13 protein-coding genes are annotated in these 15,401 nt (G+C 43.8%); 7 read left to right on the forward strand and 6 right to left on the reverse strand.

The window, feature by feature from the left end:
* Positions 1–67: 67 nt before the first annotated feature.
* The 4 genes from AVL57_RS18895 to AVL57_RS18910 form a co-directional block, all read right to left on the reverse strand.
* On the reverse strand, positions 68–1,837 hold the full coding sequence (locus AVL57_RS18895) for a putative bifunctional diguanylate cyclase/phosphodiesterase (RefSeq protein WP_158443237.1): 1,770 nt from the start codon (positions 1,835–1,837) through the stop codon (positions 68–70).
* A 568-nt stretch (positions 1,838–2,405) separates the two neighbouring features.
* Positions 2,406–4,046 (reverse strand): chaperonin GroEL, encoded by a 1,641-nt coding sequence (gene groL, locus AVL57_RS18900; RefSeq protein ID WP_057795355.1) that lies wholly within the window; start codon positions 4,044–4,046, stop codon positions 2,406–2,408.
* 40 nt (positions 4,047–4,086) lie between these two features.
* The gene (locus tag AVL57_RS18905; protein WP_013786601.1) at positions 4,087–4,377 is read right to left on the reverse strand and encodes a co-chaperone GroES; all 291 of its coding nucleotides are present in this window, start codon (positions 4,375–4,377) and stop codon (positions 4,087–4,089) included.
* Between the two features lie 219 nt (positions 4,378–4,596).
* Positions 4,597–5,127, reverse strand: a complete 531-nt coding sequence (locus AVL57_RS18910; RefSeq protein ID WP_057795352.1) for an FxsA family protein — start codon at positions 5,125–5,127, stop codon at positions 4,597–4,599.
* A 202-nt stretch (positions 5,128–5,329) separates the two neighbouring features.
* Between AVL57_RS18910 and AVL57_RS18915 the strand changes: the two genes are divergently transcribed.
* The 7 genes from AVL57_RS18915 (at position 5,330) to AVL57_RS18945 (ending at position 12,745) form a co-directional block, all read left to right on the forward strand.
* Positions 5,330–7,201 carry a protein-disulfide reductase DsbD gene (locus AVL57_RS18915; protein ID WP_057795345.1) on the forward strand — a complete coding sequence of 624 codons (1,872 nt, stop codon included), beginning with the start codon at positions 5,330–5,332 and terminating at the stop codon, positions 7,199–7,201.
* 49 nt (positions 7,202–7,250) lie between these two features.
* Complete coding sequence (locus AVL57_RS18920; protein ID WP_082605010.1) at positions 7,251–8,102, forward strand: M23 family metallopeptidase; 852 nt, start codon at positions 7,251–7,253, stop codon at positions 8,100–8,102.
* A gap of 275 nt (positions 8,103–8,377) precedes the next feature.
* Complete coding sequence (gene aroQ / locus AVL57_RS18925) at positions 8,378–8,818, forward strand: type II 3-dehydroquinate dehydratase (RefSeq protein ID WP_057795342.1); 441 nt, start codon at positions 8,378–8,380, stop codon at positions 8,816–8,818.
* Positions 8,819–8,832: 14 nt separating this feature from the next.
* Complete coding sequence (gene accB / locus AVL57_RS18930; protein WP_057795340.1) at positions 8,833–9,294, forward strand: acetyl-CoA carboxylase biotin carboxyl carrier protein; 462 nt, start codon at positions 8,833–8,835, stop codon at positions 9,292–9,294.
* Between the two features lie 14 nt (positions 9,295–9,308).
* Entirely contained in the window at positions 9,309–10,652 is a 1,344-nt protein-coding gene (accC, locus tag AVL57_RS18935) for an acetyl-CoA carboxylase biotin carboxylase subunit (RefSeq protein WP_057795338.1), read from the forward strand.
* A 456-nt stretch (positions 10,653–11,108) separates the two neighbouring features.
* A complete protein-coding gene (locus tag AVL57_RS18940; protein WP_057795337.1) occupies positions 11,109–12,047 on the forward strand; it encodes a hypothetical protein in 939 nt (312 codons plus the stop codon).
* Between the two features lie 254 nt (positions 12,048–12,301).
* Positions 12,302–12,745 (forward strand): hypothetical protein, encoded by a 444-nt coding sequence (locus tag AVL57_RS18945; protein ID WP_057795336.1) that lies wholly within the window; start codon positions 12,302–12,304, stop codon positions 12,743–12,745.
* Between the two features lie 4 nt (positions 12,746–12,749).
* Here AVL57_RS18945 and AVL57_RS21450 read toward each other — a convergent pair whose 3' ends face one another.
* Complete coding sequence (locus AVL57_RS21450; protein WP_372619658.1) at positions 12,750–13,040, reverse strand: TIGR03643 family protein; 291 nt, start codon at positions 13,038–13,040, stop codon at positions 12,750–12,752.
* A gap of 169 nt (positions 13,041–13,209) precedes the next feature.
* On the reverse strand, positions 13,210–15,342 hold the full coding sequence (locus AVL57_RS18955) for an exonuclease domain-containing protein (RefSeq protein WP_057795334.1): 2,133 nt from the start codon (positions 15,340–15,342) through the stop codon (positions 13,210–13,212).
* Positions 15,343–15,401: the final 59 nt, after the last annotated feature.

Here is a 15,401-nt window from a genome sequence, read left to right on the forward strand (position 1 = left end):
CTTGTTCAGCGATGCTTAGACGATAACTTTTTAGCTAAACCAACTAACTAAAAACACTTAATTCGCGTTATTCAACTGCTTCAGGATCGCTGCATTTATAATGCTTGTAGATATCAAACTCACTAGCAGGCACTGGCTTTTGGAACAAATATCCCTGCCCATATTGGCAGTTTAGCTTCTGTAGCATTGCGTAACATATATCAGTTTCGATACCTTCGGCTACCACCTCCATATCAAGCTCATGTCCCATTGCAATAATGGTGGTGGCAATCGTGTTATTCGCGGGCATAAAGCTTTTGTCTATTTTTAACACATCAAAAGGTAAATTTTTAAGATAGCTTAAGCACGAGTAGCCCGTACCAAAATCATCGAGTAGTAGCTGAACACCAAGCTCAGATAGCCTGTACAGCGATGTTACGCAGGCTTGCTCTTCCATAATGGCGATATTCTCGGTTACCTCTACATGTATACACTCTGCTGGCAACGATAAGCGGGCCAGAATATCTTCGAGTCTTTGCGCGAAATGCTGATCTTTAAGCTGATGTGAAGACACATTTATTGCCATGGCATGATGCGTAGCACCTGCTTCGTGCCACGCTTTGCATTGTTCACAGGCTTGTTGTAATACCCAATTCCCAATATCGATAATTTGCCCAGAATGCTCGGCAATAGGAATAAACTCATCGGGACCAATGGCTTCATTATCTGGGTTTGTCCATCTTAATAGCGCTTCACTCCCTACAGTAACCCCGTCGACAAGCCTAACAATGGGCTGGTAAACCAAGCTGAACTCATTGTTGGCAATGGCATGATGCAGCTGATTAACCAGTTTTAGTTTGCGGTTTTGCTTAATGGCCGATAATTTATCAAATGCTTGATATTGGTTTTTGCCCGCATTTTTAGCTTGGTACATTGCAGTGTCAGCATGTTTTAGCAGCAATGAAGAATTAGAACCGTTTTGAGGGTAACAGGCTACACCTATACTGGCAGTGATATAGCAGTCGTTATTCGCAAGCTTCACCGGCTTACTGATAGCATCTAATATTCTATGAGCAATGAAATCAATGGTTTCAATTGATTCAAAACAATCAGTAACTGCCACAAATTCATCACCGCCGAACCGAACTACCACATCGGTAGCGCGAATTGCATCAGAAATTCGCTGCGCCATAGTGACTAGAAGCTTGTCGCCTAACGCGTGACCTAAGCTATCGTTTATATCTTTAAAGCGGTCGAGATCGATAAACATAACTGCGAAGGGCAAGTTACTACGCTCCGACATATTAATGGCTTTATCGATGGTGTGTTCAAGTAAGTTTCTATTCGGCAACCCCGTTAAGGTATCGGTATGCGCCAACGCTTTATTACGCTTTTCGCTTTGCGCCAGAGCATCCATTGCCTCTTCCCGGCTGGTTAAACCTGCAGATACAGCGCGGGAAATAAATGCAGCGAATAACAACACCACTATTGATGATAAAATAATAATTGAAAGGGTAATGTTGGCTACAAAATTTACGGTTTTTTCGACAGGCATCTCAAAATCAGAAGAGTTTGTTCTAAACTCCCTAAGCGATTTTACTATCTGATCTTGTAATGTTTTTCGACTAATATCACCCGCTTCATAACCAGCCAACGCAGCCAATGAGTTGTTAGCACTTTGAACGTCGCGAGTACAAATATCAATAACCGACTCAGTACCGATGATATTCATGATAAAACGTTCGGTATTTCCAATCATCGACAAGCAATTTAAAGGTTGCTGACGAATGTTGAGAATGGTTTGACGAATATTATCTAACTCAACAGAGTCTGGCTCTGAGAAGAGTTCTGCGGGCACAGAAATTTGATCACTTAATTCAGACGTATATTTGAAATGCCGAACATTTAATTGATGAAAGAAATTGCTGTGATTGAGTGTAAAAAAACACCAGACGAGTATTAGCGCAAAAACAAAAAACGTAAACGTCAATACAGGTAACGCCTTCCTTATGCCACTGTTTTTCACATCCATTGTTCAAACTGCTCTTTTTATACGTGCTCGCTGCAAGCAAGTCACTGTTCCATATATGTACGCTAACGGCGAACGATTATTTTTCAGAGTTATACTACCGAATTTATAGCAGGTAATCGTGCTTAAGCAAACGTACAGTAAGTTTTAAGATTTTTGTTATAAAGCATATATTAAATATTAGATACGCAGTGCATGTAAACAAAGACCAGTATCAGCTATGGAAGTTATGATAGAGAGCAGCAAGAAGAGACGTAGTAGAGTTATCGATAGAGTGAGTGGGTAAGTAATTAACTCGCTTTTTTTACGTATAAACAAGAAACCCTCCGAAATGGAGGGTTTCTTTTATATCTAGGTGCTTAAACAAACACCCTTCAAGCGATTAAGCTTGGGACGATTACATCATGCCGCCCATGCCGCCCATTCCGCCCATATCAGGCATTGCAGGTGCTGCTTCATCTTGAGGTACATCTGCAATCATGGCTTCAGTCGTGATCATAAGTGAAGCGATTGATGCTGCGAACTGTAGTGCAGAGCGCGTTACTTTAGTTGGGTCAAGAATACCCATCTCTAGCATGTCGCCATACGTGTCGTTACCCGCATTGTAACCGTAGTTACCGTCGCCATTTTTCACTTCGTTAACCACAACAGATGCTTCTGCACCGGCGTTGCTAGCGATTTGACGTAGAGGCGCTTCCATTGCACGTAGTGCAAGCTTAATACCTACTGTTTGGTCTTCGTTTTCGCCAGTTAGGCTAGCAAGCTTAGCTGCTGCTCGAACTAGCGCAACACCACCACCAGGTACTACGCCTTCTTCAACCGCGGCGCGAGTTGCATGAAGTGCATCTTCAACACGGTCTTTCTTCTCTTTCATTTCTACTTCGGTAGCTGCACCAACTTTAATTACTGCAACACCACCAGAAAGCTTAGCTAAACGCTCTTGAAGTTTTTCTTTGTCGTAGTCTGAAGAAGAGTCTTCAATCTGACCTTTAATTTGAGCACAACGGCCTTCAATTGCTTCTTCGTCGCCGTTACCATCAACAATAGTGGTATTGTCTTTGTTGATAACTACGCGCTTAGCAGTACCAAGGTCTTCTAGCTCTACTTTTTCTAGGTCTAGACCAATTTCTTCAGAGATAACCGTACCACCCGTTAGGATAGCGATGTCTTGAAGCATTGCTTTACGACGGTCGCCAAAGCCTGGTGCTTTAACAGCAGCTACTTTAACAATACCGCGCATGTTGTTTACTACTAATGTAGCTAGGGCTTCGCCTTCAACATCTTCAGCAATAATCATCAGTGGCTTACCTGCTTTCGCTACGCCTTCAAGGGTAGGAAGCAACTCACGGATGTTAGAAATTTTCTTATCAACCAATAGGATGAAAGGGCTGTCTAGTTCAACAGTACCGTTCTCTTGGTTGTTAATGAAGTAAGGAGATAGGTAACCGCGGTCAAACTGCATACCTTCAACAACGTCTAGTTCGTTTTGAAGTGCTTGACCTTCTTCAACGGTAATGACGCCTTCTTTACCTACTTTTTCCATTGCTTGAGCAATGATGTCGCCAACTTCTGAATCAGAGTTAGCAGAGATAGTACCAACCTGAGCAATTGACTTGCTGTCAGCACAATCAGTAGAAAGCGCTTTAAGTTCTTCAACCGCTGCAATAACAGCTTTGTCGATACCGCGCTTAAGATCCATTGGGTTCATGCCTGCTGCTACAGACTTGTGACCTTCTGTGATAATAGCTTGTGCTAAAACAGTTGCAGTAGTTGTACCGTCACCCGCTTCATCGTTCGCTTTAGACGCCACTTCTTTAACCATCTGCGCGCCCATGTTCTCAAACTTGTCTTCAAGTTCGATTTCTTTAGCTACAGATACACCATCTTTAGTGATGGTAGGAGCGCCGAAAGACTTATCTAGTACTACGTTACGGCCTTTAGGACCTAGTGTAACTTTCACTGCGTTTGCGAGCGTGTTTACGCCTTTAAGCATTTTTGTACGAGCGTCGTTACCAAAACGTACTTCTTTAGCTGCCATGATTAAATTCCTCTCTTAATTCGTTTAACGTTAGTTGTAATTACTCAACAATCGCAAGAATGTCGCTTTCGCTTAGGATCAGAACTTCTTCACCATCCAGCTTTTCAGTTTTAACGCCGTAGCCTTCGCTAAAAATAACGGTGTCGCCAACTTTAACGTCTAGCGCTTTAACATCGCCATTTTCTAGGATGCGGCCGTTACCTACAGCGATGATCTCGCCACGTGTAGATTTTTCTGCTGCTGAACCAGTCAGAACGATACCGCCTGCAGATTTGCTTTCTTGCTCTGCGCGTTTAAGGATTACGCGGTCGTGTAAAGGACGAATTGCCATTTTCAAGTCTCCTGAAAATTTCACTATTCAAGTTAATGATTGTCGACACACAATGATTTGTATGTCGTATGCTTGGGTTGCTCGTTACCGAGCAGTTAAAATCGTGTCTGCGAGGATAAATGGGGGAGTAGCCATGCAAGTTCAAGGGTTTTTGAGCAAAAAAATGTAAAAAAATTGATTTTAATGCTCAAAGCTTGCACTCAAGGCCAAAAGCACACATTACTTAAGGCGTTTATCTGCATCATTTTGGGTTTTGTCTGAGAATTCACCTTCAAACACATCGCCATTGTCTGAACTACCTGGTTGACCAGACTGTTGCTGATTAAATGGGTTTTCGAACGGGTTGTACTGTGCGCCGCCAGCCTGTTGATTAAAGCCGCCAGCTTGGGTAACCACACGCAGTTTCATATGCTTACTCAGCTGCGAAGCAATAAGGTGGCGTGAACCTGGCAAGGCAAACATAAATCCAAGAACATCAGTGATTAGGCCTGGGGTAACCAATAAAATACCCGCCACTACCAGCATTAGGCCTTCTACCATCTCTTTGCCTGGCAATTCGTTACGCTGCATTTTGGCCTGTGCGGTTTGTAACGTTGCTATACCTTCGCGCTTAACAAAGTAAGCACCAATGAATGCCGTTAATATCACTAGCCCAATGGTATTCCAGCCACCAATTATCCCGCCCACTTGAACTAATAGGGCAATTTCTACTATGGGTAATATGGCAAACAATAAAAATAAAAACCGCACAACATTTCCTCTTTCATCTAGTCATAGAATAGTATTGGGGTAAAGACCACAATAACAAGCGAAGGTGCAACGCTTTGGGTTAAGTCGCAAACTCAAGCGACCGACGGTAGCTGTGTTAAACTGGGTTTGTGAAAGAATAGCGTATACATCTCGGTCTTGTTTTTTTACCGGCCAACAGCTTTAGGATAAAGAAAGTCGTTATATGAAGTACATCACCCGTTTGTTCTCTTTTGTCGCATGTTGCCTACTTTTAGCCTCGCTTGCGCTGCCTAGCTATGCGCAAACTACAGCACAGTCGTCACCTCAGACTTCAACTCAACCTTCAAGTCAGAACTTGGGTGGGTTTGATGATGTGTTCAGTAACCAAGAAGAATTTTTAAACGTAGACCAAGCCTTTGCCTTCGACTTTAATCAAGCTGACGACACTCTAAGCCTTACCTTTACCATTGCCGAGGGCTATTACCTTTATAAAAAGCAATTCAAGTTAGTGGCTAAGCAAGCCGCCATCGGCGAACCGCATTATCCAGAAGGTGTTATCATTGAAGATGAATACTTTGGTGAGTCGGAAGTATTTTATGATGAAGTCACGTTAACCGTTCCTATTACTCAGGCCACCGACGACGGTATTGTAAAAATACGCTATCAAGGCTGCGCCGATGCGGGGCTTTGTTATGCTCCGAATATTAAAACGGTGTATTTAACCGCCATTGCAGATGCTTCTATCGGCAGCACTAACTCAACCACGTTGGATATTGAAAGCCGCTCTCAGGACGTACAGAACACTCCACAAGCCTCTCAATATTCGCTAGCCGATAAGCTTATTAACAAAGAAAACCTAGCCCTTACCTTAGTACTATTTTTTGTATTAGGTATTGGCCTTGCCTTTACGCCCTGCGTATTTCCGATGTACCCCATCGTGTCTGGTATTGTGATTGGCCAGGGTAAAAAAGCCAAAACCAGTAACGCATTTTGGCTTACGTTTATTTATGTTCAAGGTATGGCCATTACCTATTCTATATTAGGCTTAGTTGTGGCGTCGGCGGGTATGCAGTTTCAGGCAGCTCTTCAACATCCGCTTATTTTGGGTATTTTTATTGGCATTTTTGTTCTGCTGGCGTTAGCCATGTTTGGCCGATACGAGCTTCAACTTCCTGCAAAATGGCAAACCCGCTTAACTAATTTAAGTAACAACCAAACGCCTGGCAGCATGGCGGGTGTATTCGCTATGGGTGCGTTATCGGGGCTAATTGCCTCGCCATGCACTACGGCGCCATTAACCGGCATTTTATTGTTTATTGCACAAAGCGGCGACTTAACTCTTGGCTTCATATCGCTTTATGTGTTGAGTATTGGCATGGGTGTTCCTCTTGTTATATTTGGGATCACCGGTTCTAAATTACTACCAAGAGCGGGTCAATGGATGAACGTGGTAAAAGTATCATTTGGATTTATGATGCTGTCGGTGGCCATCGTATTTGTAGAGCGTTTGTGGCCCAAAGCATGGTCTAGCGAATACATTAACTTGCTGTGGGCAGCCCTAGGTTTAGGGGCATTTGGTTATTATTTTGTGGTAAACGAAGCGAGCCAAAAAGGCATTTTGAAGTACGTGCGAACGTTGGTTATTGCGGCAGGTTTGTTCGCCAGTGCGCTGCTAGCCTATAACACCCTTACTTCATCTGAAGACACTGCCACGCAGCACAGCCAGCAGGCTCATCCAACATTTATTGTCGTTGAGAATTTAGATGATTTACGCCAACAAATTGCGACAGCCAATTCACAAGGCAAAACGGTGATGGTGGACTTGTACGCCGATTGGTGTGCGGCCTGTAAAGAGTTTGAAAAATACACATTCCCTGATCCTAATGTTATTAATGCGCTTAATAATACCGTGTGGATGCAGATAGATTTAACCGATACCTCTGCCAATAATACGGCCTTTCAGGAAGAATTTTCTATTCTTGGGCTGCCAACTATTTTATTTTTCGATGAAAGCGGTAATGAGCTAACGCAGTCTCGGGTAACCGGATTTATGAAAGCGCCAGCCTTTGCTGAACATGTTGAAAATACGTTTTAACATTATGATTGGTGAGTGATTACACTTCGCCGTAATTCAAGGGTGAGCTATGCCCCAAATGCCTCAGTTTTCACTCGCGCTTTTGTTCATTCTTACCTTGTGCGTGCCATCTAAAACGCTATTGGCGCAAGAGACCGTGAAGCAAAACCTGACAACCCAGGCGCTTGGTTGCTACGATGCTAATCGATTTTGTATTAGTATTTCGCCGCCCACAAATGGCAACTATGAAGTTTATGCCCAGCGAAAGATACCGCTGCCTCTTGTGCTTACGTTATCAGCCAGTGGGCTTGCGTCTACTTTACCAACCAGTGAGCTTACGCCCGGGTCGACATCCAGCGTATTTTTAAACGACGATGACCCTATTTTAATGGGGGTAGTAAAAAGCCCGCGACGGTTTTGGCACTCAATGAAAGTAAGCTGGACTTCAGGAGTGCTGAATGCTGTGCACAATGATGAAGTGATTTATTTGCCGCCGCTGCGCCCAGCTAGTAATTACCCCGTAGTACAAGGTTTTGGTGGGGGCTATAGCCATACAGGCGCTTCTCGCTATGCATTAGATTTTGCGGCGCCGGTTGGCACTCCCGTGTTCGCCGCTCGTAATGGTGTAGTCATAGATACAAAAGATGATGGTCAATTGGGTGGCGCTTCCAAGCGGTTTGCTAAGCACGCAAATTTTGTTGCCATACTGCACAGCGATGGCACCACAGGCGAATATTATCATTTGAAATATAAAGGTGTGGTGGTAACAAGAGAGCAAAAGGTGAAAGCTGGAGAGCTCATTGGTTATTCTGGTAATACGGGGTTTTCATCACTGCCCCATTTGCACTTCGCCGTGTATAAGGCGAAGTACGAAGGAAGGTATATGTCGGTGCCTTTTACGTTAAAAAATGAACTCGAATGAGCTCCACTATTCATATTAGCATCACATAAAATTTACATACGCACTTTCTTATACACCGCCTCACACCTGTGATCACGCATATATTGGAAAGAGAACTTTGCGTCGAAAACACCTGATTAGACCAGTATTTTGCTGCGAAATCTTTCACTATCTCTATAATCAACGTCTAAATGAATAAACGACCGGATTAATTGTCTTTTTTTCGTGCAACTGTCATAAAATTTTGTTGAAATGGCAAATACACTGACTTTTTCCCGAAGATAGCAGCAACTTTAATGAATATTTTGTTACTGAACGGCCCTAACCTAAATATGTTAGGACAACGTGAACCCGATAAGTATGGCACACAAACGTTACAGAACATCGTTGATGATCTGAGCGCGCAGGCAAAATCGTCTGATGCCACCCTTACCCATTTTCAGTCGAACGCAGAACATGCGCTTATCGACCGTATTCATCAGTCTATGGGTAATATCGACGCAATTATTATTAACCCCGCTGCTTTCACTCATACCAGCGTTGCGCTTCGCGACGCGTTGTTAAGTGTCAATATCCCGTTTATTGAAGTACACCTGTCGAATGTTCATGCCCGTGAATCATTTCGACATCACTCATATTTCTCAGATGTTGCGGCAGGCGTCATTGTTGGCCTTGGTGCCATTGGCTATTCACTAGCCCTGACCGCCGCCATCAATTTACCGCAATCAAAAAATTAACGTAGAGACTGAACATGGATATTAGAAAAATCAAAAAACTCATCGAATTAGTGGAAGAGTCTGGCATCGCCGAACTTGAGATCACTGAAGGCGAAGAGTCTGTTCGAATTCATCGCGGCCCAACTGGCGTTCAAGCGCCAATGAACTATAGCTTTGCTGCACCAGCTCATGCGGCGCCAGCTCCTGCTCCAGCACCTGTTGCGGCGGCTGAACCTGCTCAAGCAGCACCTGCAGCGCCAGAAGGCCATGTGGTTAAGTCGCCAATGGTAGGAACTTTCTATCGCGCATCTTCACCTACAGCAAAACCGTTTGCTGAAGTGGGTCAAACAGTTAATGCTGGCGACACGCTTTGTATTATTGAAGCAATGAAGATGATGAACCAAATTGAATCAGACAAATCTGGTGTGGTTAAAGCAATACTGGTAGATAACCAAGACCCAGTAGAGTTTGATCAACCCATGTTCATCATTGAATAAGCAGGCTTCGTACTATGCTAGATAAAGTACTCATTGCAAACCGTGGTGAAATTGCCCTTCGTATTTTGCGTGCCTGTAAAGAGCTTGGCATCAAAACCGTTGCGGTACACTCCACGGCAGACAAAAACTTAAAGCACGTGTTGCTGGCAGACGAGTCGATTTGTATCGGTAAAGCCTCAGCAACCGAAAGCTATTTGAATATCCCTCGCATTATTGCGGCAGCTGAAGTCACAAATTCTATTGCTATTCACCCAGGGTACGGCTTTTTAGCAGAAAACGCCGACTTTGCTGAGGCAGTTGAAAAAAGTGGCTTTATCTTCATTGGTCCAACAGCAGACACCATCAACCTAATGGGTGATAAAGTGTCGGCAATTAGTGCCATGAAGAAAGCTGGCGTACCCTGTGTACCTGGCTCAGACGGCCCGCTTACTGGCGATAATGATAAAAATAAAACGATTGCTAAACGCATCGGTTACCCAATTATTGTTAAAGCAGCTGGCGGCGGCGGTGGTCGTGGTATGCGTGTGGTTCGCAGTGAAGCGGAACTTATTAGTGCCATTGAAACCACGCAAGCTGAAGCGGGCGCGGCATTTGGTAACGCTACCGTGTACATGGAAAAATTCTTAGAAAATCCACGTCATGTGGAAATTCAGATTTTAGCCGATGGCCAAGGCAATGCGATTCACTTAGGTGAACGTGACTGTTCTATGCAGCGTCGCCACCAAAAAGTGGTAGAAGAAGCACCAGCACCTGGTATTTCTGAGCAAATGCGTAATAAGATTGGCGATCGTTGTCGTCGTGCTTGTGTAGAAATTGGTTATCGCGGTGCAGGTACGTTTGAATTCTTGTATGAAAACGGCGAGTTCTATTTCATTGAAATGAACACCCGTATTCAGGTTGAGCACCCAGTATCAGAAATGATTACCGGCGTTGACTTAATTAAAGAACAACTGCGTATTGCAGCTGGTCAACCTCTGTCTATCGACCAATCGCAAATTCAAATTCGTGGCCACGCTATTGAATGTCGAATTAATGCTGAAGATCCTAAAACCTTTATCCCAAGCCCAGGCACTATTGATATTTTCCACTCGCCAGGCGGTTTAGGTATTCGTTGGGAATCTCATATTTATGCTGGCTACACGGTGCCGCCTTTCTACGACTCCATGATTGGTAAGTTGATTACCTTTGGTGAAAGTCGCGACGAAGCGATTGCCAGAATGCGTCACGCATTAGATGAGCTAGTCATTGAAGGGATAAAAACCAACATTCCTTTACAACGCTCGATTATGGCTGACGAAAACTTCTTTGCTGGTGGAACAAATATTCACTACCTTGAAAAGAAACTAGGCATAGCCTAACAGCATCAAAAATCAGTGCCGTGCTTTGCATAGCACTGATTTTATCTCCCCCCATTCACTTCTGCTCCTCACTTTTTCTACAATATATTCCCAAGCTACTTAAAGTATTCGCTAGTAGCTGTACAGTTTTGCCGTGCGGTTTACTGCCTTCGCTTAAGCTATCAAATTTCACATAGTTCATTCTGTTTTTACGATTAGAACAATCAAGTTTTAAGGTTTTTCAAATGAGGAGTGCGGGCATATACTGAACTCAGTTTCCTAGCCCTCCCTGCTATTGAAACTTTAGTTGTGTTTTATGTGTTTACCCTCATTGGAGTCCACCTCCAGTCTTTAGCCGGCGCCTTTCGCCGGCTTTTTTTTCAGTTTTTTCATCACAAATAGTTACCCTAGTTCCCCTTTATTTCGTATAAGCTGCTTAGGATTAATTTACATATAGATGAATTGGACGCTACTGAAATGAAATGGGTTGATAACGCGGCGGTACTTGTTGTTCTCTTATTTTCCATATCCACCAATGCCTTTGGGGAACGCTTAAGCTTTTCACAAAAGCTTGATATGCAAGTTCGTTTTGACGAGCGCTCAGACCGAGATCATAGAAGCCAGTATAGAATGCGTTATTACCCTTCTCTTTCCCTCTCCTCCGACGATGCGTGGTCGTTAAACAGCTTTGTAGTCACTGGGCAGTCTTTTGCGTCAAGCCACAATACCTTTGGCAGCGACACGTCAGACTACCTTTACGCTAGGCGTTTATATTTACGCTATGAATTTTCCGATGGAAAAATGGAGGCAGGAATAATACCCACTTATAAAGGCCGCGTTTCTTCGTCAGGGCTGTCTAAAGACGGCTGGATCAAAGGCATGCGCAGTGTTTATGCCCTGCAAAAGGACAGCGAAATAGAACTGGTTATTGGCGAGCTTGATAATACCAATGCAAATAGTGCGTTTGATAGCTTCCACCAGCTCAACTATGTTGAATTAGAATACTCAGCAAAAATGGGGCAGACCCACAGCTACGAACTAAGTGTAGAGCGTATGACTGACAGCAACTTCATTCGAGGTGAATATCGCTGGCAATACACGCCATCTCACACCTTGTTCGTTGAGTCTGTGCAACAGCTGTCATCTTCAAGTTCAAAGTTTGTTATTGGTTTAAGCGGAAAAACCAGCATGGGTAACTATCCTTTATCCTACTTTTCTCACTACTCTTATGTGAGTGAAGGATTTGGTCCTAGGGCTGAGTTAACTGAAGATTTTTTAGGAACGGGGCATGGCGCTTCAGCTGAAATAAGCGGTGACATTACGCTTATTGATGACACAGAGTGGTTTATTCGTGCAGATGTGGTAGACAGCGTTAGTAGGCTACTTGCGGGCATAAAGGTGTCATTTGAGCAATAAAAAGGGCCCATCAAAATGATGGGCCAAACAGCAAGAACGCGTACGCACTTTGACAGTGCACTATTTAATACGTTTGTGCCACACACTTAAGTTCAGCAACATCGCATTACGTTTTTTTAATTCGCATAACCGCTTGTTAGCGCGGTCATTTACTGTAGCAGCTTACTGAAGTATGGTAGTGTTTACTAACAGTAAGCGCTATCGATTACCGCTCATTTTTCAATATTTACCACTTAGGTAAAAAGGTTAACAAGGTGCCCAAACGCTACGAAGAACTAAAATCCCAACTTCCTGTTTCACGCCTGTCTATCGACGTATTGCTTGCTTTGCGTGTGCTTTACGACAAGCCCGAAAACGAAGTGAAGTTACAACAAGAAATGGCAGAGCTTTCCCACGACCCTAGCAAGCTAGAACGAGAATACCGAGCTGAATGGGAAGCCTATGTTCTGCGTGAACTGGTATTAGATTTAAAGCAGAACACCCAACGTAGTCCTGCTACTTTTATCGACTCGGTGTTAAGTCGTATTGAAAGCCTTAAAGAAAGCTGCCCTTACTATAAAGCCTATAAACGGCAAATTTCAGAAGCTAAGTCTGCGGAAGACGGCTCTACGGCGTTGTTCCCCGTTCCTTGGCGTCAGCAACTCATGATGCTGCTACTGCCAGTCACAGCCGTGAAGCCGTTGAAGCCAGCGGAATAGTAGGTTACTTATTCGCACTCTTAGGTTTGTATTGAGAAGGGCAATACCCTCTTTCTACGCCAGCTGGACGTAAAATTTTGTGTTTGGTTTTGCGTCCAGACACCCTTGCTCGCCAATTTTTAAATGTCTTATGCTTTAAATTCTGGCGCATCAGTTTGATAACCTCTTTTTCAGACAAGCCATATAAGGTTTCGATTGCCTCAAAAGGGGTTCTATCTTCCCACGCCATTTCAATAACGCGAGATTGCTCAACCTCGGTAAGCCGCCCTTTTGTCTGACGTTCTAAGGGATAAATCTCTGTTGGATGCTCTTTTGACGGGCGCTCTTTTGGAGCACGCTCTTCTGTATGTTGCTCTTCGATATATCGCATGCTGCTGGCTCTTGTTATTTAACACTACTTCTACGCTAATATAGAAAAAATGTTCACCTTCCTTAGCCTTACTTAGCCTTACTTAACCTTACATTTATTTAATCTTCCCAGCAGACATCGTCAGAATGATATCAAGTAAAGCAGCGGCCGCTTTTGCGTCAGAAAGCGCGCGGTGATGCTGCTCCATTTTAATATCGAAATGCCGCGTAAGGTTTGCCAATGAATATGAAGGTAGCCCTGGGTTTACCTTTCGCATTTCTCTTACCGTACACAGCTTAGGCCGTTTGAAAGGAAGCTCTAACCGTGCAAATTCCTGTTTAATGAAGCCATAATCAAAATTAACGTTGTGCGCCACAAATACCGCCTCGTCGGTAAAGCTAGCAATACTTTCAGCGACTTCTACAAATAATGGGGCATCAGCCACCATATCATCAGAAATACCGGTAAGACGTGTGATGGTAGCCGGAATTCTTCGCTGCGGGTTAATCAAGGTTTGATAAGTATCTACCACTTCGCCCGCAACAATTTTCACCATGCCAATTTCAGTAATTCGATTGTAGCTGTTGTTGCCGCCTGTGGTTTCAATATCAACCACCACATAGGGCTGGTTAGGATCGCGATGCCAATTTACTGTAGTAACCGCAACCTCAAACCCAGCACGTTGCAACCCCTGAATAGACACCAATTGATTGCGTCTTAACTGATCACCCGGCGCTTTCACTTCTTCAAAGCGCAGCTTTTCATCAAACACCATAATGTCAGGGAAGCCGTCGCTTAAAGAGGCAAAATCTTCACTCATCATTCGAAGCAGGTTAACGATGGCGCTAAGCTCGCCGTGCTTGATAAGAGCATCGATAGGTTCAAGCAAGTGGCTGCTCCACATGAATAAGCTATTCACTTTGCCATAGTGGGCTGTCGCCATTTTGTGAACGTGATGACGAAATTTCTCTTTGCCATCTAACCGTTCAAATAAAGCTTCTATACTGCTACCAAAACGCGCATAAAAGTTGTTTTGTTTAAGCGACAGTGGCCGCCTGTCAAACTCAGTGACTAACGTATCTTCTTCATATAACTGTGCCCAAAAGGTTAGCCCAAACAAGCTGCGCCATAATCGGTTTTCTGTACGCCACCCCGCAATTCCCAAGCGTTTATAGTGAGCTAAAACGCCGCGCTCTACCTGTTGATTCTGACTAACATCAATATCAATAGTACGGCTGGCATTTCTAAGCATATCGGTCACCGCACTGGTGCGCTTTTTATGGTACTTTCTAGCGTAAAAATCTTCAGCGAACGCAAGCAATGTATCTGATGGCGGTGAGTCGATAATAAGTTCTAGCGCTTCTTTAACGCTGTCCACATTGCCATCTTTATAGCTCTCTCTAATCCATTTTTCTTTCGCTTTGTCGCTATCGGCGCTAGACAATAAAAGAAGGGCCTGCTCTCGATACTCTCCTAATAGCTTCAACGCTAACGCATAGAGAAATTGATCGCGATAGAACATGGCCGATACGCCATCGCTGTTGGGGAAGGTTTCTTGGGCTAATGCACTTGCTTGCGAATTAGAAAGGAAGGGAAGCTTTTCCAAATGATTAGCAAAGAACCACGCCGCTTCAGCATCGGCTTTGCTGTCAAAACGGGTAATGTCTGACACCGAATCGCCCCGCGTACGCATGACGCCTAAGTCGCGCATAGAGAATTGATTTAGCCTACCTTTGGTATTGCCAAAATAAAGGAATAATAAAAATTTTAGCGGTGCATCAAACAAACACACTAAGTAGGTATGCTCATTTAGCCCTTCAGGCCAGCCATGCTGATTGATGCAGGCTTCTAAGCGCGATACAAGTACAGGTTTGGTTAATGAAGCCAAACCTTGGGTAGCGCCATATTCACTTAGCAGTTTTAGAATAGCTTCTTTGGTGAGAACCCCTGCAATATCTTGCAATGAAGCATGCTGCAAGTCGCCAAACCAGTTAGCATCCATCAACTCATCAATTTGATACTGAGGGTTGGCTATTTCGACGTAGCTAAATTGCGACCTATCAATAACCGCATACTTGCGATTGGCCGCACGCACGATGATGCATTGCTTATCAGCATCTAACTGGTTAAAGCTTTCTATAAAATCACGCGCATTATCGCTTAACAACGCAGCATTCGCCCCTTTAAAGAACGCTAAGAATTCAAAAAAGTGGGCTAAGTAATATCGTGGTGGCAAATCTTTTCGCATTATAAAACCAAACTATTGCATACTTAATTAGTGTATATTTATACAGCCCTATTGTTCAA

This window comes from Alteromonas stellipolaris, assembly GCF_001562115.1.
GTDB classification, from domain to species: Bacteria; Pseudomonadota; Gammaproteobacteria; order Enterobacterales; family Alteromonadaceae; genus Alteromonas; species Alteromonas stellipolaris.